At 72.7% G+C, this 24,804-nt stretch carries 21 protein-coding genes and 1 tRNA gene; 12 read left to right on the forward strand and 10 right to left on the reverse strand.

What is annotated here, in order from left to right:
- Nucleotides 1-119: 119 nt before the first annotated feature.
- Complete coding sequence (locus ACFXHB_RS22220; RefSeq protein ID WP_380576329.1) at nt 120-683, reverse strand: PPA1309 family protein; 564 nt, start codon at nt 681-683, stop codon at nt 120-122.
- A gap of 305 nt (nt 684-988) precedes the next feature.
- Here ACFXHB_RS22220 and ACFXHB_RS22225 point away from each other — a divergent pair, with 305 nt between their 5' ends.
- From ACFXHB_RS22225 to ACFXHB_RS22235, 3 genes are all read left to right on the forward strand, one after another.
- The gene (locus ACFXHB_RS22225; RefSeq protein WP_380576330.1) at nt 989-3,982 is read left to right on the forward strand and encodes a UPF0182 family protein; all 2,994 of its coding nucleotides are present in this window, start codon (nt 989-991) and stop codon (nt 3,980-3,982) included.
- 57 nt (nt 3,983-4,039) lie between these two features.
- Nucleotides 4,040-4,113: transfer RNA gene (locus tag ACFXHB_RS22230), tRNA-Met, on the forward strand.
- Nucleotides 4,114-4,496: 383 nt separating this feature from the next.
- Nucleotides 4,497-6,467: a tetratricopeptide repeat protein gene (locus ACFXHB_RS22235; RefSeq protein WP_380576331.1), complete on the forward strand. Its 1,971-nt coding sequence runs from the start codon at nt 4,497-4,499 to the stop codon at nt 6,465-6,467.
- A 7-nt stretch (nt 6,468-6,474) separates the two neighbouring features.
- Here the strand turns inward: ACFXHB_RS22235 and ACFXHB_RS22240 are convergent, their stop codons facing one another.
- The gene (locus tag ACFXHB_RS22240; protein WP_380576332.1) at nt 6,475-6,894 is read right to left on the reverse strand and encodes a Fur family transcriptional regulator; all 420 of its coding nucleotides are present in this window, start codon (nt 6,892-6,894) and stop codon (nt 6,475-6,477) included.
- A gap of 106 nt (nt 6,895-7,000) precedes the next feature.
- Between ACFXHB_RS22240 and ACFXHB_RS22245 the strand changes: the two genes are divergently transcribed.
- Nucleotides 7,001-8,479, forward strand: coding sequence for a catalase (locus tag ACFXHB_RS22245; protein ID WP_380576333.1), 1,479 nt, complete (start codon nt 7,001-7,003; stop codon nt 8,477-8,479).
- Between the two features lie 326 nt (nt 8,480-8,805).
- On the opposite strand, the gene hisN is transcribed toward ACFXHB_RS22245, so the two are convergent.
- The 5 genes from hisN to ACFXHB_RS22270 all read right to left on the reverse strand — a co-directional run bounded on the left by hisN (nt 8,806) and on the right by ACFXHB_RS22270 (nt 13,293).
- The gene (gene hisN, locus ACFXHB_RS22250) at nt 8,806-9,603 is read right to left on the reverse strand and encodes a histidinol-phosphatase (RefSeq protein WP_380576334.1); all 798 of its coding nucleotides are present in this window, start codon (nt 9,601-9,603) and stop codon (nt 8,806-8,808) included.
- A 67-nt stretch (nt 9,604-9,670) separates the two neighbouring features.
- A complete protein-coding gene (locus ACFXHB_RS22255) occupies nt 9,671-9,994 on the reverse strand; it encodes a DMT family transporter (protein ID WP_380576335.1) in 324 nt (107 codons plus the stop codon).
- Between the two features lie 118 nt (nt 9,995-10,112).
- A complete protein-coding gene (rsgA, locus tag ACFXHB_RS22260) occupies nt 10,113-11,168 on the reverse strand; it encodes a ribosome small subunit-dependent GTPase A (protein WP_380576336.1) in 1,056 nt (351 codons plus the stop codon).
- Nucleotides 11,169-11,184: 16 nt separating this feature from the next.
- Entirely contained in the window at nt 11,185-12,516 is a 1,332-nt protein-coding gene (aroA, locus tag ACFXHB_RS22265; RefSeq protein WP_380576337.1) for a 3-phosphoshikimate 1-carboxyvinyltransferase, read from the reverse strand.
- A 60-nt stretch (nt 12,517-12,576) separates the two neighbouring features.
- The gene (locus ACFXHB_RS22270; protein WP_380576338.1) at nt 12,577-13,293 is read right to left on the reverse strand and encodes a M50 family metallopeptidase; all 717 of its coding nucleotides are present in this window, start codon (nt 13,291-13,293) and stop codon (nt 12,577-12,579) included.
- 154 nt (nt 13,294-13,447) lie between these two features.
- Between ACFXHB_RS22270 and ACFXHB_RS22275 the strand changes: the two genes are divergently transcribed.
- The 8 genes from ACFXHB_RS22275 to def all read left to right on the forward strand — a co-directional run bounded on the left by ACFXHB_RS22275 (nt 13,448) and on the right by def (nt 21,345).
- Nucleotides 13,448-14,200 (forward strand): SOS response-associated peptidase, encoded by a 753-nt coding sequence (locus ACFXHB_RS22275; RefSeq protein ID WP_380576339.1) that lies wholly within the window; start codon nt 13,448-13,450, stop codon nt 14,198-14,200.
- A 23-nt stretch (nt 14,201-14,223) separates the two neighbouring features.
- Nucleotides 14,224-14,907, forward strand: coding sequence for an alpha/beta family hydrolase (locus tag ACFXHB_RS22280; protein ID WP_380576340.1), 684 nt, complete (start codon nt 14,224-14,226; stop codon nt 14,905-14,907).
- Nucleotides 14,908-15,194: 287 nt separating this feature from the next.
- Complete coding sequence (locus ACFXHB_RS22285) at nt 15,195-15,938, forward strand: sigma-70 family RNA polymerase sigma factor (RefSeq protein WP_380576390.1); 744 nt, start codon at nt 15,195-15,197, stop codon at nt 15,936-15,938.
- Entirely contained in the window at nt 15,935-16,342 is a 408-nt protein-coding gene (gene rsrA, locus ACFXHB_RS22290) for a mycothiol system anti-sigma-R factor (RefSeq protein WP_380576341.1), read from the forward strand. Before ACFXHB_RS22285 ends, rsrA begins: the two co-directional genes overlap by 4 nt.
- Nucleotides 16,343-16,648: 306 nt before the next feature.
- On the forward strand, nt 16,649-18,082 hold the full coding sequence (locus ACFXHB_RS22295; RefSeq protein ID WP_380576342.1) for an HD-GYP domain-containing protein: 1,434 nt from the start codon (nt 16,649-16,651) through the stop codon (nt 18,080-18,082).
- Nucleotides 18,079-19,380: an HD-GYP domain-containing protein gene (locus tag ACFXHB_RS22300; protein WP_380576343.1), complete on the forward strand. Its 1,302-nt coding sequence runs from the start codon at nt 18,079-18,081 to the stop codon at nt 19,378-19,380. The genes ACFXHB_RS22295 and ACFXHB_RS22300 overlap by 4 nt, the downstream gene beginning before the upstream one ends.
- A gap of 235 nt (nt 19,381-19,615) precedes the next feature.
- Complete coding sequence (locus ACFXHB_RS22305; protein WP_380576344.1) at nt 19,616-20,611, forward strand: tetratricopeptide repeat protein; 996 nt, start codon at nt 19,616-19,618, stop codon at nt 20,609-20,611.
- Nucleotides 20,612-20,673: 62 nt separating this feature from the next.
- Nucleotides 20,674-21,345, forward strand: a complete 672-nt coding sequence (gene def / locus ACFXHB_RS22310) for a peptide deformylase (protein ID WP_380576345.1) — start codon at nt 20,674-20,676, stop codon at nt 21,343-21,345.
- A 56-nt stretch (nt 21,346-21,401) separates the two neighbouring features.
- On the opposite strand, the gene ACFXHB_RS22315 is transcribed toward def, so the two are convergent.
- From ACFXHB_RS22315 to ACFXHB_RS22325, 3 genes are all read right to left on the reverse strand, one after another.
- Nucleotides 21,402-22,448: a ferritin-like protein gene (locus ACFXHB_RS22315; RefSeq protein ID WP_380576391.1), complete on the reverse strand. Its 1,047-nt coding sequence runs from the start codon at nt 22,446-22,448 to the stop codon at nt 21,402-21,404.
- Nucleotides 22,449-22,603: 155 nt separating this feature from the next.
- Nucleotides 22,604-23,488, reverse strand: coding sequence for a prohibitin family protein (locus tag ACFXHB_RS22320; protein WP_380576346.1), 885 nt, complete (start codon nt 23,486-23,488; stop codon nt 22,604-22,606).
- 313 nt (nt 23,489-23,801) lie between these two features.
- On the reverse strand, nt 23,802-24,797 hold the full coding sequence (locus ACFXHB_RS22325; protein ID WP_380576392.1) for a ribonucleotide-diphosphate reductase subunit beta: 996 nt from the start codon (nt 24,795-24,797) through the stop codon (nt 23,802-23,804).
- Nucleotides 24,798-24,804 lie beyond the last annotated feature (7 nt).

Below are 24,804 nucleotides of genomic sequence, written 5' to 3' on the forward strand. Positions count from 1 at the left end.
CGCGTGTCCGTGGCCTTCCCTTCGGTCAGGCCGGCCCGGCTCCGCTCGGGCCTGGGGCCCCGCCCCCGCGGGCCCCCCGGCCCGGGGGGGGCGCGCCCGGGTCCGCGTCACGCCGGGGCCTAGGCGAAGGTGGCGAGCAGCGCCTCGGTCAGACCGGGGACCAGGTCCGGGCCGGTCAGCACCTCGCGCGCGACGTCCTTGGAACGCAGCCGCAGGGCGATCTCCTTCTTGCCGTCGCGCAGCACGGCGGCGGTGATCCGCACCTCCTCGCGCTTGGGGTGGTTGGCCACCCAGTCGGCGAGCTGGGCGTCGGAGGCGTTGCGCGGGCGGGACTGCTCGGCGCCCGGCGGCAGCATCAGGCGCTCGACCACCAGGGCGCAGCCGGCCACCGCGTCGGGCCAGGCGATGGTGGCGAGGAACTTGTCCAGCTCCATGCCGGCGGGCAGTTCGTCCTGCTCGACCGGGGTGAGACCGGCCTCCGTGCTGTCGGAGAGGCCGAGCTGCTCGGCGACCCGGGGGTCGGCCTTGCGCAGTGCTGCGCTGTCCACCAGGGCGAACAGTCGGGCCGGGAGGTCCCAGCCGAGGGTGGCGGCGTACTCGTCGATCTCCAGCGCGGCCCGGGTCAGCGGGGTCGCGGCCGGGAGCTTGGAGACGTCGTCGGGGGAAGAGGAGGCATCGGACATACCTCAATCCTCACACGCCGGGCGGGCCGGGCGGTGCCACCCGCGGTTCGGCGCGGGCGGTCGCGGCACGGGCGGCGGTGGCCGCGGGCCCCGGCGGGGGCGCCCCCGCCGGGGCCGGGTCCACGCCCGCGTTCCGGGGCGCGTTTCGGTGGCGCGTTCGGAGTCCGGACGGTCGGACGGCTGCGGCCGGGGAACGCCGGAGTAACCGTCTGCTAACGGTGGGAACTCGGCTAAAGCCTGGTTAAGTTGCACTGACGACCGATCGATTCGAGACGACACAGCTGAGGTGCCCCGTGGTATTCCAGATGCCGGAACGCTCAGGGCCGGGATTCCGGCGCAGGGTAGGCCCGCCCTCCCGGCGGGCGCGGGTGGCCCTGCTGACCCTGGGCGTACTCGCGGTGCTCTTCCTGCTGTTCGTCATGTTCGCCGGGTTCTGGACGGACTGGCTCTGGTTCAAGTCCGTCCACTACTCCTCGGTGTTCACCACCCAGCTCTGGACGAAGGTCGGCCTGTTCGCCGTCTTCGGCCTGCTGATGGCGCTGATCGTGGGCGCCAACATCTGGCTGGCGCACCGGCTCCGGCCGCCGCTGTCGGCGATGTCGGTGGAGCAGCAGAGCCTGGACCGCTACCGGTCCGGCCTGGCGCCGTTCAAGCGCTGGGCGCTGGTCGGGATCTCGCTGGTGATCGGCCTGGTGGCCGGCGCCGCTGCCTCGGGCCAGTGGCGGACGTGGCTGCTGTGGACCAACGGGACGTCGTTCGGCGTCAAGGACCAGCAGTTCGGCATGGACGTGTCGTTCTACGCCTTCGAGCTGCCGTTCTACGAGTTCCTGCTCGGCTTCGCGTTCAGCGCGGTGATCGTCTCGCTGCTGACCTCGACGCTGGTGCACTACCTCTACGGCGGGCTGCGGCTGCAGGGCCCGGGCCGTCGGGCCAGCGCCGGCGCACAGGGCCACCTCGCGGTGCTGCTCGGTGTGTTCGTGCTGCTGAAGGCGGTGGCGTACTGGCTGGACCGGTACGCGCTGGCGGTGAAGACCGGCTCGTACAAGGGCGTCACCGGCTGGACCGGCCTGCGCTACGTGGACGCCAACGCGTTCCTGCCGGCCAAGACCATCCTGTTCTTCGTCGCGATCATCTGCGCGGTGCTGTTCTTCCTGACCCCGATCCGCCGCACCTGGGCGCCGGCCCTGATCGGCCTCGGGCTGATGGTGCTCTCGGCGGTGCTGATCGGCGGGGTGTACCCGGCGATCGTGCAGCAGTTCCAGGTCAAGCCGAACGAGCAGGCCAAGGAGACGCCGTACATCCAGAAGAACATCGACGCGACCCGGCAGGCGTACGGGATCGCGGACAGCCAGACGACCCAGTACACCCCGCAGGGCTCGACCACGGCGGAGGCGCTCAAGCCGGACGCGCAGACCATCGCGGACATCCGCCTGCTGGACCCGAACGTGGTCTCGCCGACCTTCCAGTCGATCGAGCAGCAGCGCTCGTACTACGCCTTCCCGTCCACCCTGGACGTGGACCGCTACGGCAAGGGCGAGGGCGCCCAGGACACCGTGATCGGCCTGCGCGAGCTGGACCTCAACGGGGTCCAGCGCAACTGGATCAACGACCACTTCAAGTACACCCACGGCTACGGCGCCGTCGTGGCCAAGGGCAACCAGGTCAACGACAAGGGCCAGCCGGTCTTCACCGAGTCCGGCCTGCCGGCCACCGGTTCGCTGGGCGACTACCAGCAGCGGATCTACTACGGCGAGAAGACCGCCTCGTACTCGATCGTCGGCGGGACCAACCAGGAGATCGACTACACCACCGACACCGGTGAGAACAAGCAGTACCAGTACACCGGGGGCAGCGGCGTCTCGCTGGACAACCCGATCACCCGGGCCGCGTACGCGGTGAAGTTCGCCGAGCCGCAGATCCTCTACGCGGGGGCGATCACCGACGGCGCCAAGGTCATCTACGACCGGACGCCCAAGGAGCGGGTGGAGAAGGTCGCGCCGTGGCTGTCGATCGACGCCGACCCGTACCCGGTGGTCGAGAACAACCGGGTGGTCTGGGTGCTGGACGGCTACACCACCTCCGACGGCTACCCGTTCTCCTCCAAGACGACGCTGGGCACCGTCACCAAGGACTCGCTGACCAACCAGCGCGGTGAGCTGCTGACCGCCGCCAACCAGGTCAACTACATCCGCAACTCGGTCAAGGCCACCGTGGACGCGTACACCGGCGAGGTGACGCTCTACCAGTGGGACGAGAACGACCCGGTGCTGAAGACCTGGATGAAGGCCTTCCCGGACACCGTCAAGGCCAAGGCCGACATCCCGGGCACGCTGATGCCGCACCTGCGGTACCCGCAGGACATGTTCAAGGTGCAGCGCGACCTGCTCGGCCAGTACCACGTGACGGACTCCAACTCGTTCTTCAACGGCAGCGACATCTGGCAGATCCCGGTCGACCCGACCAGCGACACCAAGCAGCCGCAGCCGCCGTACTACCTCACCGTGCGGATGCCGGACCCGGCGGTCACCTCCGCCAGCTTCTCGCTGACCAGCACCTTCGTGCCGAGCGGCCGGGAGAACCTGGCGGCCTTCATGGCGGTCAGCGCCGACCCCGGGCCGGACTACGGGAAGATCCGGCTGCTCAAGGTGCCGGGGGACAGCAAGACGCTCGGCCCCAACCTGGTGCAGTCGCAGTTCAACTCGCGCCAGGAAGTGGCCCAGCAGATCACCCTGTTGAAGAGCGGCGGTGACTCGGAGCTGGAGTACGGCAACCTGCTGACCCTGCCGGTCGGCGGCGGCCTGCTCAACGTCGAGCCGGTGTACGTCCGCGGCCGCGGGGCCAAGTACCCGACGCTGCAGAAGGTGCTCGCGGTCTACGGCAACGACAACGTGGCGTTCGAGAACACCCTGGAGGAGGCGCTGAAGAAGGTCTTCGCGGGCGCCGCTCCGGCGACCACGCCCACCGCGCCGACCACCCCGGGGACGCCCACGCCGGGGACGCCCACCAGCCCCGGTACACCGACGCCCACCCCGACCGCGCCGACGCCGGGGACCGGCGGGGGCACCACTCCGGAGCTGCAGAAGGCCTGGGCGGACGTCGAGAAGGCGTACAACGACAGCCAGAACGCGTTCAAGAGCGGTGACTGGGCGGCCTACGGCCAGGCCCAGAAGGCGCTCGGGGACGCGATCAAGGCGGCCCAGGCGGCGCAGCAGAAGGCCGGCGGCACCCCCGCCGCCACGCCTTCGGCCACCGCGCCGACCGGCACCCCGCCGAGCCCCTCGGCGGGCCCGACCCCCTGAGCTGGGACAACCGATTTGATGTTCCACCCCGCGACCGTGCTATGGTTTGTTCACCGACGCGGGGTGGAGCAGCTCGGTAGCTCGCTGGGCTCATAACCCAGAGGTCGCAGGTTCAAATCCTGTCCCCGCTACTCAGTAGCACGAAGGCCCGGAGGATCATCCTCCGGGCCTTTGGCGTTTCCACCCGGGACCGGCGGGAGGCCCTCCGGTACTATCGACCGTCGCCAACGACGCCGGCATCGGGGTTTGTGGGACCCGAGTGTCGGGAAATCGACAAAGCGCCGAAGCAATTTCGTCGGCTTCGGTTCCGCGCCGCCGAATTCGGCCGGGGCAGGTGTACGCGGGTTGCGGGTGATGCGACGATGGGACACATGGGGGACGTTGCGCGGCTGCTGACCAGCCGTCGGATCCAGCGCGCCCCGTGGGGACCTCCTCGGCCGGTGGCCGGGGCCGGGTCCGTCCGGCCGCGGGCCGGGGGAGGATGCCGCGACACTCTGGGGGAGCGGGAGTCGGCATGAGGCTGATCGGCAAGAACGGGCCAGGAGCCAAGTCCGCCGCGACCACCGAGGCGGACACCGAGGGCTGGGCCGAGAGTTCCGAGAACCACCCCGGCGCCCTGCCGGCCCAGCGTACCGGCGGACTCATCGAGCGCCGGCCCGCCGGTGGCTACGGCCCCGACAGCCTGGTGCACGTCTCGGCGGGCCAGTTCGCCGCCGCCGTCGGCCCGTACGCCGCCACCACCGAGGACGAGGACGGCGGGGAGGGGCACGACCGCGCCGGGTTCGACTCCGCCAGCTTCGAGACCGCGCTGGCCGCCCGCGAGCAGGCCGCCTTGGAGACCCGGCACCGCCAGGCCGCCGACGACGGCGATCCGGACGCCGCGAGCCGGCTCGGCACCCTGCTGCTGCGCCGCGGTGACCTGGAGGACGCCGAGCCGTACCTGCGCGCGGCCGCCGCCGCCGGGCTGCGCGCCGCCGCCAACAACCTCGGCGTGCTGCTGCACCAGCAGGGTCACCGGTCGGAGGCCGCCCAGTGGTGGCGCCAGGCCGCCGTGGCCGGCAGCGCGCCCGCCGCGCACGCGCTGGGGCTGCACCTGCGGGACCAGGGCGAGGAGGAGGCCGCCGAGTACTGGCTGCACTTCGCCGCCGACCACGGCCACCCGCTCGGCGCCTACGCCCTGGGTGATCTGATGGAGCACCGGCGCGACGTGCGCGCCGAGCGCTGGTTCAAGGTCTCCGCCGACGCCGGCCACCGGGAGGCCGCCTACCGGCTGGCCCGGATGCGCGAGGCCGCGGGGGACAAGGGGACCGCCGAGACCTGGTACCGCACCGCCGCCGCGCGCGGCCACGCCCGCGCCGCACTGCGGCTCGGGGTGCTGCTGGAGGAGCGCTCCCGGGCCGACCACGCGCTGCTGGACGAGGCCGCCCGCTGGTACCGGCAGTCGGCGCAGAACGGCGAGCCGCGGGCGGCCTGCGCGCTGGGCTTCCTGCTGCGCGACTCCGGTGACCTCACCGCCGCCGCCGAGTGGTGGCAGGAGGCCGCCGAGGCCGGGGACGGCAACGCCGCCAACGCCCTGGGCGCGCTGCACGCCTCGCGCGGCCGGGCGGCCGAGGCCGAGCGCTGGTACCGCAGCGCACTGGACGCCGGTGACCAGAACGGTGCCTTCAACCTCGGGCTGCTCTGCGCCGGAGCGGGCCGCGACCAGCAGGCCGAGCAGTGGTACCGCCGCGCCGCGTACGCCGGACACCGGGAGGCCTGCAACGCACTGGCGGTGGTGCTGCTCCAGCGCGGCGACGAGTCGGGCGCCGAGCCGTGGTTCTCCAAGGCCGCCGAGGCCGGCAGCGTGGACGGCGCCTTCAACCTGGGCGTCCTGTACGCCGGGCGGGGGGACCAGCGGCAGGCGCAGGAGTGGTACGCGCGTGCCGCCGCCGAGGGCCACGGCGAGGCGGCGCTCCAACTGGCGGTGGTCCAGGAGCAGCGCGGCAACCTGGCGGGCGCGCTGGAGCGCTACCGGCAGGCGGCGGCCGGCGGATCGGCCGAGGGCGCGTTCCGGCTCGCCTCGGTGCTGGACCGGCGCGGTGACGCGGACGCCGAGGCGGAGCACTGGTACGCGGCGGCGGCCGACGCCGGCCACCGCCGGGCGCAGGTGCGGATGGGTGTGCGGGCGGCCGAGCGCGGGGCGTTGGAGATCGCGGAGAGCTGGTACCGGCGTGCGGCTGCGGCGGGCAGCCGCAGCGCCGCCTTCAACCTGGGCCTGCTGCTGGCCCGGCAGGACTGCGAGGCCGAGGCGATGCTCTGGTACACCCGGGCCGCCGACGCCGGCCACGGCCGGGCGGCGCTGCGGCTGGCCCTGCTGGCGCTGCGTCGTGGGGAGCCGGTGCAGGCGGAGAACTGGTGCCGGCGGGCCGCCGACCACGGCCCGGCCGAGGTCGCGGAGCGGGCCGGCCGTCTCCTGGGCGCGCTGCACGCGGAGTTGAGCGCGTAGCGCTCGCTCAGGGGCCGTTCGTACAGTCCGGACAGAGGCCCCGGTAGGTGATCTCGGCGCCGGTGACGGCGAAGCCGAACCGCTCGCTGTGCGGGAGGCCGGCCAGCGGGTCGCCCTGCGGCTGGACGTCGCGGATGGCGCCGCAGCCCGAGCAGATCAGGTGCTGGTGGGGCCGGTGCGCGTTGGGGTCGTACCGCTTGGCCCGGCCGTCGGTGGCGACCTCCAGCACCTCGCCGAGGCAGACCAGCTCGCCGAGCGTGTTGTAGACCGTCGCGCGGCTGATCTCGGGCAGGCGCTCCACGGCGCGGGAGTGCACCTCGTCCGCCGTGAGGTGGACGTGGTCACCGTCGAGGACCTCGGCCACGACCCGGCGCTGCGAGGTCAGCCGCCACCCACGTCCGCGAAGTCGTTCCAGCAGGTCGCTCATGCGTACAGGGTAAGTGAGGATCCGAACTTGGTTCCAGTGTTGACTTGGACAAAGTCCAAGTTAGGATCGAGTTGTTGTCACGACCGGATCACGTGGAGGCCCCGCTATGACCACTCAGGACGAACCGCGCCCCATCCTCACCACGGAGGCGGGTGCCCCCGTCGCCGACAACCAGAACACCGAGACCGCCGGCATCGGCGGCCCCGCGCTGATCCAGGACCAGCAACTCTTCGAGAAGCTGGCGCACTTCAACCGTGAGCGGATCCCGGAGCGCGTGGTCCACGCCCGCGGCGCGGCCGCCTACGGCACCTTCACCGTGACCGCCGACGTGAGCGCCTACACCCGGGCGCGCTTCCTGGGCGAGGTGGGCAAGCAGACCGAGACCTTCCTGCGGTTCTCCACCGTGGCCGGCAACCTCGGCTCCGCCGACGCCGTCCGCGACCCGCGCGGCTTCGCGCTGAAGTTCTACACCGAGGACGGCAACTACGACCTCGTCGGGAACAACACCCCGGTGTTCTTCATCAAGGACGCCACCAAGTTCCCGGACTTCATCCACACCCAGAAGCGGGACCCGTACACCGGCTCGCAGGAGGCGGACAACGTCTGGGACTTCTGGGGCCTGTCGCCCGAGGCGACCCACCAGGTGACCTGGCTCTTCGGCGACCGCGGCATCCCGGCCAGCTACCGCCACCTCGACGGCTTCGGCTCGCACACCTACCAGTGGCAGAACGAGGCCGGCGAGTACTTCTGGGTCAAGTACCACTTCAAGACCGACCAGGGCATCAAGAACCTGACGGCACAGGAGGCGGCCGCGCTCGCCGGCGAGGACCCCGACAGCCACCAGCGCGACCTGCGCGAGTCCATCGAGCGCGGCGAGTTCCCGAGCTGGACGGTCAGCGTCCAGATCATGCCGGCGGCGGACGCGGCCCAGTACCGCTTCAACCCGTTCGACCTGACCAAGGTGTGGCCGCACGCCGACTACCCGCTGGTCGAGTTCGGCACGCTGGAGCTCAACCGCAACCCCGACAACGTCTTCGCCGAGGTCGAGCAGTCGATCTTCTCGCCCTCGCACTTCGTGCCCGGCATCGGCCCGTCCCCGGACAAGATGCTCCAGGGCCGGCTGTTCGCCTACGCCGACGCCCACCGCTACCGCGTCGGCATCAACGCCGACCACCTGCCGGTGAACCGCCCGCACGCCACCGAGGCGCTCACCAACAGCCGGGACGGCTACCTCTACGACGGCCGCCACGGCCGCCGCAAGAACTACGAGCCCAACAGCTTCGGCGGCCCGGTGCAGACCGGCCGTCCGCTCTGGGCCGCCACCCCGGTCACCGGCGCCACGGGCACCCACGAGGCGCCCTCGCACGCCGAGGACGACGACTTCGTGCAGGCGGGCAACCTGTACCGGCTGATGGGCGAGGAGGAGAAGCAGCGGCTGGTCGCCAACCTGGCCGGCTTCATCGCCAAGGTGTCGGCCGACCGCGAGGACATCGTCGAGCGGGCGATCGAGAACTTCCGCCAGGCCGACGCCGACTACGGCCGCCGGCTGGAGACGGCTGTCCGGGAGCTGCGCAAGCAGAAGTAGCGGTACCCCGATGAGCCGCGGGCCCGGCGACCGGATGACCGGTCGCCGGGCCCGCAACCAGTTCGTCGCCCGCTCGCCGCTGTATCTTCGCCCGCTCGCCTCCGGGCCGCTTCGGTCCGGTGCCGACGGTCGGCGTTCCGGGCGCCGCTCGTTCCTCGCGTCGTCCTCGCTTCTTCCTTTCGGCACCGGCGCGGCCCTTCGGCACGGGGCGGGTGCGGCCGGGGCGAGCGTCAGACCTCGATGGCCGGGGTTCAGGCCTCCGGGTCGGGGTGTCCGGTCACGGCCGCTCGGGGCGGGGGCGCCCGATCGTGGTCGCGCCTGGGTCGTCAGACGCTCAGGCGGCGGAGGGCTTCGGCGTGCAGCAGGCCGTTGCTGGCCACGGCGTCCGCCCCGCCGGGGCCGGGGATGCCGTCCAGGCCGGTGAAGCGGCCGCCGGCCTCCTCGACGATGACGCAGTTCGCGGCCATGTCCCAGAGCGACAGCTCGGGCTCGGCGGCGATCTCCACCGAGCCCTCGGCGACCATCATGTACGACCAGAAGTCCCCGTAGGCACGGGTGCGCCAGCAGGCCCGGGTGAGGTCCAGGAACGGTTCGAGCCGGCCGCGCTCCTCCCAGCCGGAGAGCGAGGAGTAGGAGAACGAGGCGTCCTCCAGCCGGGAGACACCGGAGACGTGGATCCGGGAGGCCTTGGTCAGGCTGCGGCCGGCGAACGCGCCGAGGTCCTTGGCCGCCCACCAGCGGCGGTTCAGCGCCGGGGCGGAGACGATGCCCACCACCGGGCGCTCCACGCCGTCCGGGCCGTCCTCCAGCAGCGCGATCAGGGTGGCCCAGACCGGTACGCCGCGGATGTAGTTCTTGGTGCCGTCGATCGGGTCGATCACCCAGCGGCGCGGGCCGGTGCCCTGCAGGCCGAACTCCTCGCCGAGCACCGCGTCGCGCGGGCGGGCGCGCTGCAGCACGCTGCGCACCAGCTCCTCGGCGGCCTTGTCGGCGTCGCTGACCGGGGTGAGGTCGGGCTTGGTCTCGATCTTCAGGTCGAGGGCGCGGAAGCGCTCCAGGGTGACCGAGTCGGCCGAGTCGGCGAGGACGTGGGCGAGTCGGAGATCGTCGTGATAGTCGGCCATGGTCGAAACCCTAGCGAGCCCCACCCGATCGGGACAGTCGGGCTCGCGGAGCGGACCGCGGGTGCCCTCAGTGCGCCGATCCGCTCAGTTGGAGCCCGATCACACCGGCGATCACCAGGGAGATCGAGACCAGCTTGAGCACCGAGGTGGTCTCGTCCAGGAAGACCATGCCGTAGATCGCGGTGCCGGCCGCGCCGATGCCGGTCCAGACCGCGTAGGCCGGACCGACCGGCAGGCTCTTCAGGGAGAGGGTGAGCAGGCCGAAGCTGCTGAGGGCGAAGACGCAGAAGCTGATGGTGGGCCAGAGCTTGGTGAAGCCTTCACTGAGCTTGAGGTTGATCGCGAAGCCGGTCTCCAGCAGGCCGGCCAGGATCACCAGGGCCCATGCCATCGCGTGCTCTCCCTGTCGATCGTCGGGTCGGGCCGTGATCCGGCCCGACTTTCCTATGATCACCAGGCTGGCCCACTCCGACACCTCGAACGACCGAAAACGGCCGGGGCCGGCGCCGTCAGTCGCCCTCGCGGGCCTCCTTGCTCGCGAGCAGCCGGCGCAGCGAGTACAGCCGGGCCTGCTCCGCGTGGCCGTCCGCGATCCAGGCGTCCAGCGCGCAGTCCGGCTCGTCGTGGCTGCACGCGCGCGGGCAGTCCGCGGTGCCGGGCTCCAGGTCGGGGAAGGCGTGGATGACCCGGGACGGGTCGATGTGCGAGAGGCCGAAGGAGCGGAAGCCCGGGGTGTCGATCACCCAGCCCGGGTCGAGCGCCTTCTTCGAGCCCGGCTTGGCGCCCGGGGGCGGCGGCAGCCGCAGCGCCAGCGCCGAGACGGTGGTGTGCCGGCCGCGGCCGGTCACCGCGTTGACCACCCCGGTGGTCCGCTGGTGCAGCGGCACCAAGGCGTTGACCAGGGTGGTCTTGCCGACGCCGGAGTGCCCGATGAACACCGTCGAGCGTCCGCGCAGGTGCTCCCGGACGGCCTCGGCGCCCTCGGTGGCGAGTTCGTCCCGCCGGGTCACCACGTAGTCGATGCCGAGCGGCGCGTAGGCCTCCAGCAGCGGCTCGGCCGGTGCCAGGTCGGACTTGGTGAGCACCAGGAGCGGCTCCATGCCGGCGTCGTACGCGGCCACCAGGCAGCGGTCGATCAGCCGGGGCCGGGGCTCCGGGTCGGCCAGCGCGGTGACGATGGCCAGCTGCTGGGCGTTGGCGACGACGATCCGCTCGAACGGGTCGTCGTCGTCCGCGGTCCGGCGCAGCACCGAGCTGCGCTCCTCGACCCGGACGATCCGGGCCAGGGTGTCGGCGTCCCCCGAGAGGTCGCCGACGATGTTGACGATGTCCCCGACGACGACGCCCTTGCGGCCCAGTTCCCGGGCCTTCATGGCGACGATCTCGCGCTCCTGCTTCGTCCCGACATCCAGCAGGCAGGTCAGCCGGCCGCGGTCGACAGTGAGCACCATCGCCTCGGCCGCGTCGTCGTGCTTGGGCCGGATCCGGGTTCGCGGCCGGGAGCCCCGGCGCGCGGGGCGGTTGCGGATGTCGTCCTCGTCGGCGTCCTTGCCGTAGCGGCGCATGTGCCCAGTCTCCCGCTCAGCCGCCCACCACTGCCCCGCCGAGCAGCTCGTCCCACATCTTGGGGAAGTCCGGCAGGGTCTTGGCGGTGGTGGCCACGTTCTCCACCTGGACGCCCTCGACGGCCAGGCCGATCACGGCGGCGGCGGTGGCCAGGCGGTGGTCCTCGTAGGTGTGGAAGACGCCGCCGCGCAGCGCGCGCGGGCGGATCCGCAGACCGTCCTCGGTCTCGGTGACGTCGCCGCCGAGGTCGTTGATCTCCTTGGCCAGCGCGGCCAGCCGGTCCGTCTCGTGCATCCGCAGGTGGGCGATGCCGTACAGGTGGGACTCGGAGTCGGCGAGCGCGGCGACGGCGGCGATCACCGGGGTCAGCTCGCCGACGTCGTGCAGGTCCGCCTCGATGCCGTGGATCCGGCCGGTGCCGGTGAACTGCAGGCCTTCGTCGGTGAACTCGCAGACGCCGCCCATCTGCGTGTAGATGCCGCGCAGCTGGTCACCGGGCTGGGTGGTGTGCTTCGGCCAGTCGCGGACGGTCACCCGGCCGCCGGTCACCAGCGCGGCGGCGAAGAACGGCGCCGCGTTGGAGAGGTCCGGCTCGACCACCATGTCGCGGCCGAGCAGGGCGCCGGGGGTGACCCGCCAGACGTCCTTCTCGCCGCCGTCCTCCGGGGCGTCCACCTGGGCGCCGGCCAGTCGCAGCATCTCGACCGTCATCCGGATGTGGGGCAGCGAGGGGACCGGCCCGCCGACGTGGCGGACCTCCACGCCCTGGTTGTACCGGGCGCCGGAGAGCAGCAGGGCGGAGACGAACTGCGAGGAGGAGGAGGCGTCCAGCTCGACCACGCCGCCGTCCAGCGCGCCGGTGCCGTGCACGGTGAGCGGGAAGGCGCCGCGGCCGCCGTCCTCGATCCGGGCGCCGAGCGCGCGCAGGGCGTTGATCACGCCGTGCTGGGGGCGCTCGTAGCTGCGCGGGTCGCCGTCGAAGTGCACCGGGCCGTCGGCGAGCACGGCGAGCGGGGGGAGGAAGCGCATGACCGTGCCGGCGTTGCCGACGTCGACGGAGGCCGGGCCGCGCAGCGCGGGCGCCGGGATGACCCGCCAGGCCTCGCCGCCGCCGATGCCGCCGGAGTCGTTGTTGACCTGCTCCTCGATGCCGACGCCGAGCGCCCGCAGGCCGTCGGCCATCAGCTGGGAGTCGCGGCTGCGCAGCGGGCGCCGCACCCAGCCGGGTTCGGTGGAGAGGGCGGCCAGCACCAGAGCCCGGTTGGTGACCGACTTGGAGCCGGGGATGGTGACGGTGGCGTCAACGGGGGTGGTCGCGACGGGGGCGGGCCACAGGGTCTCGGTCATGGGGGCAAGTTTAGGGGCCGTACGGGAACTGTCGGCTCCGCGGCCGGATGCCGGAACGGCTCAGCGCGGCGGCAGCAGCCAGCTCGCGCCGAGCGCCAGGCAGGCCAGCGCGGTGATCAGGAAGAGGGCGACCCAGGCGAGGCCGGGTACACCGGTGAGCCGGGCCAGCTGGTCGGCGTCGGAATCCGGGGCCTGGCCGCGCCGCCGCTGGTACTGCAGTTCCAGTACCGGGCGGACGGCGCCGAACAGCAGGAACCAGCTGCCGAGCGAGGCGAAGCCGGCCTGGACGTCGGTGCTGCCGAACCAGGAGACCAGGAAGAACGCGCCGCCGGCGAGGACGACGGTGAGGAACCCGAAGGCGTTGCGGATCCGGACCAGCAGCGCCAGCAGCAGGGCGATCGCCAGCCAGAGCAGCAGGGTGATCCGGTCGGCCGCGAGCAGTGCGGCGGAGCCGAGGCCGAGCAGCGCGGGGGCGGTGTACCCGGCGGCGGCGGTGAGCACCATGCCCGGACCGGTGGGGCGGCCGTAGGAGAGGGTCACCCCGGAGGTGTCCGAGTGCAGCCGGATGCCCGCGAGCTTGCGGCCGGTGACGCGCGCGACCAGGCCGTGGCCGCCCTCGTGGGCGATGGTGACGGCGTTGCGGGCGAACCGCCAGAACGGGCGGACGGCCACGACCAGCAGCGCGACGGCGCCGGTGACCAGGGTGAGCCAGTCGGACGGGGCGGGCTGGGTGCCGGTGACGCGGTCCCACACCTCGCCGATGCTCTGTACGTCCATGCCCGCTCCCCGCTCTCGTCCGGCCCGCCCGGGTGCCTCCGTCGGCCCTGCCCGGGGTGGCAGCCTCCCATGCGGGGACGACCGGGCGGGAGCCGGTGGTTCGGACTTCGGGATGAGGAAGTGCTGAGAGCGGCGGCCGTGGCAAGCTGACGGCATGTGCGGTCGCTTCGCCTCCAGCAGCCAGCCCGAGGACCTCGTCGAGCTCTTCGGCGTCCAGCAGTGGGACCCGGCCGAGACCCTGGCCCCCAGCTGGAACGTCGCGCCCACCGAGCGCGCCTTCGTGGTGCTGGAGCGGCAGCGCAGGGGTGAGCCGGCGCCGGTCCGGCAGCTGCGGGTGCTGCGCTGGGGGCTGGTGCCGCAGTGGGCGAAGTCCCCGGAGACCGCGGTGAAGATGATCAACGCCCGCGCCGACACCGTGCACGAGAAGCCCTCGTACCGGCAGGCCTTCGCCTCCCGGCGGTGCATCCTGCCGGTCGACGGCTACTACGAGTGGCAGACCCTGCCGGGCGAGCGCGGCAAGCCCCGCAAGAAGCCCTTCTTCGTCTCCCGGGCCGACGGGGGGCCGCTGGCACTGGCCGGGCTGTACGAGTTCTGGCGCGACCGGGCGGTGCCCGCCGACCACCCGGAGGCCTGGCTGGTGACCTTCACCGTGGTCACCACCGAGGCGGAGGAACTGCTCGCCCCGATCCACGAGCGGATGCCGCTCTTCCTGGACCGGGAGTCCTACGACGACTGGCTGGACCCGGGGCAGGACGACCCGGACGCGATAGGCCGGCTGCTGGTCCCCCCGCCGCCCGGCGCGCTGCTGGCCACGCCCGTCTCGCCGGCGGTCGGCAGCATCCGCAACAACGGCCCGGAACTGACCCGGCCGTGGGCCGAGGTCGAGCACGAGACGACCCTGTTCTGACCTCCGGGCCCGCCGCCGCCCGGATGACGCCCCCTCAGCACCGCCCCCTTCCGAGCACTGGAGCCCACGTCGTGACGCAGGAACTCGTCCCCACCCCCGTCGGGGACGCCCGGATCAGCTACCACCGGGCGGACGCCCCGAGGGCGGTGCTGGCGCTCGGGCACGGCGCCGGCGGCGGGATCGGGGCGCGCGACCTGGTGGCCCTGGCCGGGGCGCTGCCGGAGCGGGGGATCACGGTGGCGCTGGTCGAGCAGCCCTGGCGGGTGGCCGGGAAGCGGCTGGGGCCGGCGCCCAGGACCCTGGACGCCGGGTGGACGCCGGTGGCCGAGCACCTCGCCGGGCAGGGGGTGCCGCTGGTGGTCGGCGGGCGCAGCGCGGGGGCCCGGGTGGCCTGCCGGACGGGCGCCGCCACCGGCGCGGTCGGGGTGCTGGCGCTGGCCTTCCCGCTGCACCCGCCGGGCAAGCCGGAGAAGAGCCGGGCCGAGGAGCTGCTGGAGTCGGGGCTGCCGACGCTGGTGGTGCAGAGCGTGGCGGATCCGTTCGGCGGGCCGGCGGAGTTCCCGGCGCTGCCGGCCGGGCACGAGCTGGTGCCGGTGCCCTACGGCAGCCACGGCTTCGAGGTGCCCAAGCGGGAACCGGCGGGACAGGACGAGGTGCTGGAGCTGATCACCGCGGCGGCCGGCGACTGGCTGCTCGGCCTGCTCTGACCTGCCGGGGAACGGACGGTCGCCGCCCGCTCACCCGGACGAGCGAGAACCTGCCGGGGAGCGGGAATGCGGGCGCCCCCGGCATGGTTGACATCCTCGTCAGCTTGAGTCCCGGGTGGAAGGCAGCACAGATGGGTTCGATCGCGTGCCCCGAGCGGCCCGAGGAGCGTGCGGCCTCCTCGGCGTTCGCCCCCTCATGGTCGGAGTGGCTTGTCGCGGGCGAGAAGCCCGTCAGCCCGATATCCTCCATTTCGGGGCGGCCCGCCGTGGGCCGCCATGCCGAGGAGGTGGGTCCGGTCGTCGGGACCGAGCACGAGGCCGAGCCGGGCCGGGGCCCGGAGGAGAGTCTGCCCGAGGGCGAGGCGCTCACCGGTGAGGAGCTGGCCGAGGCGATCGGTGAGGACACCTTCCGCGTGTCCGCGACGGAGAGCGAGGAGGCCCGGCGGGAGCGCTTCGAGCGCGACGCCCTGGGCTACCTGGACCCGATGTACTCGGCCGCGCTGCGGATGACCCGCAACCCGGCCGACGCGGAGGACCTGCTCCAGGAGGCGTTCGCCAAGGCGTACGCGTCGTTCCACCAGTTCCGCGAGGGCACCAACCTCAAGGCCTGGCTGTACCGCATCCTCACCAACACGTTCATCAACTCGTACCGCAAGAAGCAGCGGGAGCCCCAGCGGACCGCCGCCGAGGAGATCGAGGACTGGCAGCTGGCCCGGGCCGAGTCGCACATGTCGACCGGTCTGCGCTCCGCCGAGACCCAGGCGCTCGACCACCTCCCGGACAGCGACGTGAAGGACGCCCTCCAGGCCATCCCGGAGGAATTCCGGATCGCCGTCTATCTCGCGGACGTAGAGGGCTTTGCGTACAAGGAGATCGCGGACATCATGGGTACTCCCATCGGTACGGTGATGTCCCGGCTGCACCGTGGCCGTCGTCAGCTGCGCGGCATGCTGGAGGACTACGCCCGTGAGCGCGGGCTGGTTCCGGCCGGTGGCGGGGCAGGGCAGGAAGCGAAGGGCTCGGGCTCATGAGCTGCGGCGATCCGCACGACACCGAGTGTGGCGAGGTCCTCGACCACCTCTACGAATTCCTCGACAACGAGATGGCCGAGGGCGACTACGCCAAGCTGCGGGTGCACTTCGAGGAGTGCTCGCCCTGCCTGGAGAAGTACGGCCTGGAGCAGGCCATCAAGGCCCTGATCAAGCGGTGCTGCGGGTGCGACGACACCCCGGCCGACCTGCGGGGCAAGGTGCTGGCCAGGATCGACTCGATCCGCTCCGGTCAGCGGTCGGGCGAGGCGGTGGTGGTCGCCGTCGACGCCACGGTCGAGGCGCACGGTGACGTGGCCGGCCAGGTCCGGCCGTCGGCGAAGGCCTCCGCCGAGGCGGTGGCCAGGCCCGGTACACCGGTCGAGGCGGGCGCTCCGGCCGAGTGAGGGTGCGGCCCTCCCGCAGCGGGCCGTCCACCTGAGGACCCAGCGACCCCCGGAGCGTGTGCTCCGGGGGTCGCCCCCTTCCTGCTTGCGTGCGCCGTCACTCGTTCGAGTGAGTTGGTGGTGCGCCAACTGCGGCATTCCGCGATCATGCGTCCCCACGCCGGAACAGCGGCCTATCCTCCTGACGGACACTCACCGCCGGTAGCCCGGTGGGCTGAGCGCGGAGCGGGCCAGGACGGCGGGGAGGTCGAGATCGCTACCGACAGTGGAGACACGGACCTGCCGACGGGCGCGGTGTGCTATCTCGTGGCCGTCCCACTGGCGGCGCTCTGCTGTCTGGCGCCGCTGCTTCCACTGCCGGCCCCGGTGCGGGTACCGCGCTGGCTCGGCTCACCCGTGGACTGGCCCAAGGTCGGCCTGCTGGCCTTCCTGCACGGCTGCTGGGAGTCGCTCGCCCAGGGGCAGGCCACCCCCTGCCGGCGGATGCTGCGGGCGCTGCTGCGCCGGCCGCCGCTGCCGGTCCGGCCGCCGGCCCGGCCGCTCGCCAACGCCTTCTTCCCGGTGCTGTTCGCCGGGGTCCTGATGCTGGCGCCGGCCGCCGCCGCCCTGGTCGCGGTGCCGATCGCGCTGTTCGGCGACACCGAACCGGACTGCCGGCGGCGCCAGGTGTGGAACGGCGCGCAACTCGCCCTCTCCGCCTTCGCCGCCTCGGCGGTCTTCCACCTGCTCGCCGGGCCGCAACTGCTGCTCGGCTCCCGCTTCCCGGCCGCGCTGCTGCCCGGGTTCGCCGCCCTCGCCGCGTTCTGCCTGACCAACGGGGTGCTGGTGGGCGGCATGCTGGTGCTGGCCGAGGGCCGGCGGGCGGGCGTCCTGCTGCGCGGCCCGGCCGCCGCGCTCGGGCTGCCTGTTCTGGTGCACGCGGCCGGCGGGCTGATGGTCGCGGTGCTCTGGCAGGGCCCGTACGGAGCCTTCGCGGCACTGCTCGCCCTGCTGCCGCTCTCGATCTCGGCCTGGGTCTTCGCCCAGGGCCACCGTGAGCGGGACGCCCATCAGGCCACCGTCCGGGCGCTGGTGCAGGCCGTCGAGATCAAGGACTCCTACACCCGGGGCCACAGCGAACGGGTCGGCAAGGCGGCGGTGCTGATCGCCGGTCAGCTGGGAATGGAGGCGGAGCGGCTGCGCACCCTGCGGTTCGCGGGGATCCTGCACGACGTCGGCAAGCTCGGCGTCGCCACCGAGCTGCTGCGCAGAAACGGTCCCCTCGACGAGGCCGAGCGGCGGGCCGTCGAGGTGCACCCGGTGCACGGGTACGAGCTGGTGCGGGGGATCGCCTTCCTCGGCGAGGCGCACGCCGGCATCCTGCACCACCACGAGCGGATGGACGGCCGGGGCTACCCGAGCGGGCTGGCCGGCGAGCAGATCCCGGAGTTCGCGCGGATCATCTCGGTCGCCGACGCCTTCGACTCGATGACCTCCACCCGGTCCTACCGGCGCGGGCGGCCGGTCACCGAGGCGGTCGCGGAGCTGGAGCGCTGCTCGGGCAGCCAGTTCGACCCGGTGATGGTCCGGGCGCTGGTCGACGCGCTCACCGTGCACGACTGGCAACCGGTGCTGCCGCCCTCCGAGGACTGCATCCGGGCGGTGCCCGACATCCCGCTCGGTGTGCCCGAACCGGTGCGGGCGGGTCCGCGCCGGTTGCCCGCCCAGGGCGGCACCGTGCCGACGGCCGGACCCTCGTGAGCGGCGGCCCGCCGGCGGGCGGGGCGGCCGCGGTGCACGCCGGGGCCGTCGTCCTGCTGGCGTTCGCGTTCGGCGCGGTGGCGGTCCGCGGCATGGCCGAACCCGGGGTGGCCCTGGCCTTCACCGTGCTGATCGCGCTCGGCGAGTGCGTCCGGATCACTCTTCCGGGCGATCGCGAACAGGCGCCGATCGGCGCGGCCGGTGCGCTGGCGTACGCCCTGCTGGGGCCGCTGCGCGGGCTGCCGACCGCGCACGGCGTGCTCCAGGCGGTCGCGGTGACCGGCGCGGGCCTGCTGCTCGCCCTGCTGCCGGCGGTGGCGCTGCCCAAAGGCGTCCGGTGCCACCGCCCGGCGCCGTGGCGGGACCCGGCCCGGCTCGACGGCGCCGCCCGGCGGCTGCTCGGGGCGGGGTTCGCGGCCGCGATCTTCCAGCCGCTCTACAACGGCGGAGTGGTCGACCGGTTCTCGGCGGACGGTCCCGCGTACGGGGTCTTCCTCGCGCTGGTGGCGGCGCTGGCCGCGCTCTGCGACGCCACCCTGGCGGCGGTGCTGCGGCGGGCCCGGAGCGGGTTGCGGTTCCCGGCGGCGCTGGAGGACGAGCTGCGGTCGCTGTTCGGGATCGGCTCGGCGATCGCGGCCACCGGGATGCTGGTCAGCCTCGCGGCGGGCGAGGTCGGGCTCTGGGCGCTGCCGCTGTTCTGCGCGCCGCTGCTGCTGGCGCAGGTGTCGTTCCGGCGGGCCGCCGCCGTCCGGGCCACCACCGGGCAGACCATCGCCAGCCTGGCCAAGGCCACCGAGGTGGCCGGCTACACCCCGCGCGGCCACGCCCGCCGGGTCGCCGACACGGCGTGCGCGGTCGGCCGTGAGCTGGGGCTGAGCACCCGCGAGCTCGCTCTGCTGGAGTACGCGGCACTGATGCACGACATCGGGCAGCTGTCACTGGTGGAGCCGGTGCCGGGAGGGGCGACGGCGCTGCTCCCGGAGGAGGAACAGCGGCGGATCGCCCGGCTGGGCAGTGAGGTGATCCGGCGGACGGGGGTGCCGCGGCAGGTGGCCGAGCAGGTCGCCCGGCTGGCGGACCCCTGGCAGGGGCGGCCGGACGGGGACGAGCCGGCGGTCCCGCTCGCGGCGCGGATCATCCGGGTGGCGAACGCGCACGACGACCTGCTGACGGCCGCGCGGGGGCGTGGGGTGGGGGAGGCGGTGGGGCGGTTGGAGGTGTTGGAGGTGCTGCGGCTGGGGCGGGGGCGGATCTACGACGGGCGGGTGGTGGACGCGCTGGTGAGGGTGCGGGGGTAGCGGCGGGGCGTCCGGGGCGGGGGGTTGAGGGGGTTGGGGTTGAGGTGGGGCGCCGGGGCGGGCAGGCTGGGTAGGGGCGGGCGCCGGGAGCGGGCGGAAGCACGGTTGTGGGGAGCGCGGGCGGCGGCGGGCGTGGTTGGATGCGGTCGTAGCGTGGAACACCGACCCGGGGCACCGGGCCCGTGGCGCGGGAGCGGATACGGGACTTGAGCGGACGACGACGGCAGGGACGAACGTGAGGATCTTCCACCGGGCACGGCACCGGCCGTCCGCCACCTGGCGGCAGACGACCGATCGGGCTTTCACGCTGATCGGCGACGGCCGGTACGAGGACGCGGGTGCCCTGCTGGTGATGGCGGCCGATCTGGAGCCGTGGCTGTCGGACTCGTGGTTCAACCTCGCACTGCTGCACAAGTTCCGGCGGGACTGGGAGCAGGCCCGGGCGGCCGGGCTGCGCGCGGTGGCCCTGCTGGACCGGGAGCAGGGCGCCCCCGACTGGTGGAACCTCGGGATCACGGCGACGGCTCTGCAGGACTGGCCGCTGGCCCGCCGGGCCTGGCAGGCGTACGGGCTGCGGCTGCCGGGGGGCGCCGGTGCCGGCTCCCAGCCGGACGGCCCGGTCAGTCTGGACCTGGGGACGACGCCGGTGCGGCTGTCGCCGGACGGGGAGTCCGAGGTGGTGTGGGGGCGGCGGCTGGACCCGGCGCGGATCGAGGTGCTGTCCATCCCGCTGCCGTCCTCCGGCCGCCGCTGGGGCGAGGTGGTGCTGCACGACGGCGCCCCGCACGGTGAGCGGGTGACCGACGGGGTGGCCTACCCGGTGTTCGACGAGATCGAGCTGTGGGCGCCCTCCCCGGTACCGACCTACGTGGTGCTGCTGCAGGCCGCCACGGCGGCGGACCGGGACGCCCTGGAGAGGCTGGTCGCGGACGCGGGCTACGCGGCGGAGGACTGGACGTCCTCGGTGCGGCTGCTCTGCCGGGCGTGTTCGGAGAGCCGGATGGCCTCCGACGACGGGCACACCGCGCACCACGATCCGCACGACGACGGGGACGCGGCCCACCCGGGGCACCTGAGCCACCTGAGCCAGGGCGCGGGCGGGATGTCCTGGCTGGTGGAGCGGGAGTGCGGGATCGCGGCGCCGGCCGCGCTGGTGCGTGCACTGCTGGACCGCTGGGTGGCGACGGCCCCGGGGACGCGGGCATATCGGGATCTCGAAGAAGTCTGCTGAGCGGGCGGCTTACCCTTGATCGGTACGGCCAGACAGTCCAGGGAAGCGGAAGACAAGCAGCGATGGCGGAGCAGCACGACCACCAGCACGACCACGACCACGACCACCAGCACGACCACGAGCACGAGCACGGGTCCGCGCAGGGCGAGGCCCAGCCGGTGAAGGTGGTCGGCGAGGAGCCGGACCTCTCGAAGGGCACCGCGCGTCCGATCACCGTGTACGGCAACCCGGTGCTGCACCGGGAGGTCAAGACCGTCACGGCCTTCGACGGCGAGCTGTCGGCGCTGATCGACGACATGTTCCAGTCGATGTACGCGGCCGAGGGCGTGGGCCTGGCCGCCAACCAGATCGGCGTGGACCTCAAGGTCTTCGTCTACGACTGCCCGGACGACGAGGGCGTGCGCCACATCGGCCACGTCGTCAACCCGGTGCTGGAGGAGCTGCCGGCCGGCAGCAAGCGGGTGCTGGACGACGGCAACGAGGGCTGCCTGTCGGTGCCGACCGCGTACGCCGAGCTGGCCCGGCCGGACTACGCCGCGGTGACCGGGCAGGACAAGGACGGCAACCCGATCCGGGTCGAGGGCACCGGTTTCTTCGCGCGCTGCCTGCAGCACGAGACCGACCACCTGTTCGGGTTCCTCTACATCGACAAGCTGTCGAAGCGGGACCGCAAGGACGCGCTGCGGCAGATGGCCGAGGGCACCCCGCGCTACGCGACCGCCCCGAACGCCTGACCGTCCGTCGAAGGCCGGTGCGGGGGACCGCACCGGCCTTCGTGCCGCCCGGCCTCCTACGGGAGGAAGAGCCACTCCGGGCCGTAGCTGAAGCGGGGGTCGGCGGGGAGCTTGACGGCGTTGATCTGCTGGGCGGTGAGGCGCAACTCGCGCATCAGCGAGATCGCCCCGCCGATCGAGCCGGCCCCGTCGGCGCCCCAGGCGTGCTGGAGGGCGCCCAGCATGGCGCTGTAGTCCTGGTTGAAGGTACGCAGGAGGCCCGCGGTGGTCTCGTCGGGCTCGTTGCCGGGGGAGTTGGCCCAGCCGCCCCGGGGGACCCGGGCGACCGGCGAGGTGTCCGGCAGCGGGACGTCGGGGCCGATGAAGTCGAACTTCTGGGTGCGGGGGTCGAGGACGAACTTCCGGCCGACCGCGATCTCCTTGAAGGCGTAGTAGTGGGCGAGTTCGCCCGGGGCGCCGGGGAAGGGGTTGTCCGGGGAGGCGTCGGTGCCCTCGCCCTGGGTCTGGATGACGTGGATGGCGTTCAGCACGTCGTCGACGGTGTTCATCGCGACGATGTCGTTGCCGGCGCCGTGGCCCGACCCGAGCGGGAAGGTCACCTGCCGCTGCCCGGTGAGCAGGTGGGCGAACCTGGGGAAGACGGAGGCGATGCGCTGGTAGAAGGCGCCGATGGTGTTGCCGTCGGCGGCGAAGGCGAGCGGGTGCTCGGGCTTCTCGATGTCGGAGAAGAGGCCGGCCGACTCGCGGCTCAGCCCGCTGAGGAAGACGTCGAGGTCGGGGTTGACACCGCCGGGGAGCCGGCCGGGGTACTTCGGGACGGTGAGCGGATCCGTGAGGACGACGTCGCCGCCGATGCTGGTGAGCATGTTGCAGACGAGGCCGAAGTGGGACATCTCGTCGAAGACGATCTCGCGAATGGTGTGGCGGACCGGCTTGCCGTTGTCCGGGTCGGTGATCGACCAGAGGGCGGTGGCGTAGGGCGGGATGGTGGAGAGCTCCAGCATGATCGCCCGCTGGAGCGCGTCCTTGAGCTCCCGCTCGGTCCAGTCGTCCTCCGTCACGTTCATGAGTTGGACGATCGCGTCGCTCTCGTAGTCCAGCATCGTGGTCACGGGTGCCCCTTTCGTTCGGCTGTCGCCGGACGGTAGCCGGGGGCGGATCGTGTACGGACGCGTGTCGTCGGTGTGGCCCGGGGGTTCATCCGGACGGGCGGCGCGGGCCCACCGCCGCCTGCCCACCGCCGCTGTACCGGCCGGGCTCAGCGCTTGGTGGCGTCCACGATGACCGGTGTGCCGTTGGAGCCGCAGGGGCTGGCGTAGACGGGGTTCTTCTCGGCGGCGGCCTTGAACGCCTCGATGCACTGGCTCAGCAGGATCTTGTCGGTGAGCGAGTTGGCGATCGCGGTGTTGGCGGCGGCGGTGCTGTCGGCCTCGATCTTGCGCTTCTCGGCCTCGGCCTTGGCCGTGCGTACGGCCGCCTCCGCCTGGGCGGTGGTCTGGTCCTGCTGGATCTTCTGGTCGATGGCCTTCTGCAGGCCGTCGCTGGGGCGGACGTTGCGCAGGTTGACGCCGTTGACGAGGATGCCGCGCGGGGCGAGCCGGGCGGTGATCAGCTTGTCGATCTCGGAGGCGACCGCCTCCCGCTGCGAGCTGTAGCCCTCGACGCTGGTGTGGCGGGCGAAGACGTTGCGGACGATCTCCCGGCTGTCCGGGTAGACCAGGCGCTGCTGGACGGCGTCGGCGCTGCCGGCCAGCTTGAACAGCTCCGAGGTGTGCTCGGGGTCGATCGACCACTTCACCGTGAGGTCGGCGTACAGCACCCCGCCCTCGGAGGAGCGGACCTCGACGGTGGAGTCGCCGGTCAGGTCGAGATCGACGGGCCGGGTCGAGAAGGTGGTCACGTCGGTCAGCGGTGACTTGAAGTGGAGCCCGGGCTGCCAGGTGCGGCCGACCTTGCCGAGGCTGGTGGGCACCGCGACCTCGGTCGGCTCGACCACGTGGACGAAGGTGGTGAGCCCCAGCAGCAGTCCGAGGGCGCCGGTGAGGATGCCGCTGAGGGTGAGCGGCCAGGAACCGACCTTGCGCCACCGCAGGAGGAGCAGGCTGACGCCGACGGCCAGGAACAGCAGGGACAGGATGAGCATGGTGGGGTCCCTCGGACTGGAGTGATCAAGGCGGACGGCCGCAGCCTAGGAGCCCGGTCCACACTCCGAGGCGGCTTCAGATGATGTTCATATGATCAGCCCCTCGCATTGGCCATCGGCGTCCGCGAGGTGGGCGCCGGGGCCGATTCCGGTGGCCCTTCGGCCGACCGGAAACGCCAGTGGTGCCCCGCACGGGCTGTGACCGTGCGGGGCACCACGGGGGCGACGCTGTTCGGATCCGACGGCCGGGCCGCCGCCGGTGAGGTCGCCGACCTCACCGGCGCCGGCGCGGCCGCCTGCGGAGCGGGGCGCTCTAGAAGTCGTCGTCGAAGGCGACGGAGCCCTCGACGGCGACCTGGTACGCCGACACCCGGCGCTCGAAGAAGTTGGTCAGCTCCTGGACGTTCTGCAGCTCCAGGAACCCGAACGGGTTGGTGGAGCCGTAGCGGATCGGCAGGCCGAGCCGGGCGAGGCGCTGGTCGGCCACGGCCTGCAGGTACTCGCGCATGGACTCGGTGTTCATGCCCGGCAGGCCGTCACCGCAGAGGTCCTGGGCGAACTGGAGCTCGGCCTCGACGGCCTCCTCCAGCATCTCCGTCACCTGCTGGGCCATCCTGTCGTCGAAGAGGTCGGGCTCCTCCTCGCGCACGGTGTCGACCACCGACATCGCGAAGTCCATGTGCATGGACTCGTCGCGGAACACCCAGTTCGTCCCCGTCGCCAGGCCGTGCAGCAGGCCGCGGCTGCGGAACCAGTACACGTACGCGAAGGCGCCGTAGAAGAACAGGCCCTCCACGCAGGCCGCGAAGCAGATCAGGTTCAGGAGGAACGCGCGGCGGTCGTCCTTGCTCCGCAGCGAGTCGATGTGGTCGACCGCGTTCATGTACTTGAAGCAGAACTGGGCCTTCTGGTGGATGGAGGGGATGTTCTCCACCGCGGCGAAGGCCGCGTTGCGGTCCTCGGGGTCGGGCAGGTAGGTGTCGAGCAGCGTCAGGTAGAACTGGACGTGCACGGCCTCCTCGAACAGCTGCCGGGACAGGTAGAGCCGGGCCTCGGGGGAGTTGATGTGCTTGTAGAGGCTCAGCACCACGTTGTTGGAGACGATCGAGTCACCGGTCGCGAAGAAGGCGACCAGCCGGCCGATCATGTGCCGCTCGCCCTCGCTGAGCTTGGCGAGGTCGGCGACGTCGGAGTGCAGGTCCACCTCCTCGACGGTCCAGGTGTTCTTGATCGCGTCCCGGTACCGGTCGTAGAACGACGGGTAGCGCATCGGGCGCAGGGTCAGCTCGAAGCCGGGGTCGAGCAGCATCTTCTCG

The organism is Kitasatospora sp. NPDC059327, from assembly GCF_042752535.1.
Lineage (GTDB): Bacteria > Actinomycetota > Actinomycetes > Streptomycetales > Streptomycetaceae > Kitasatospora.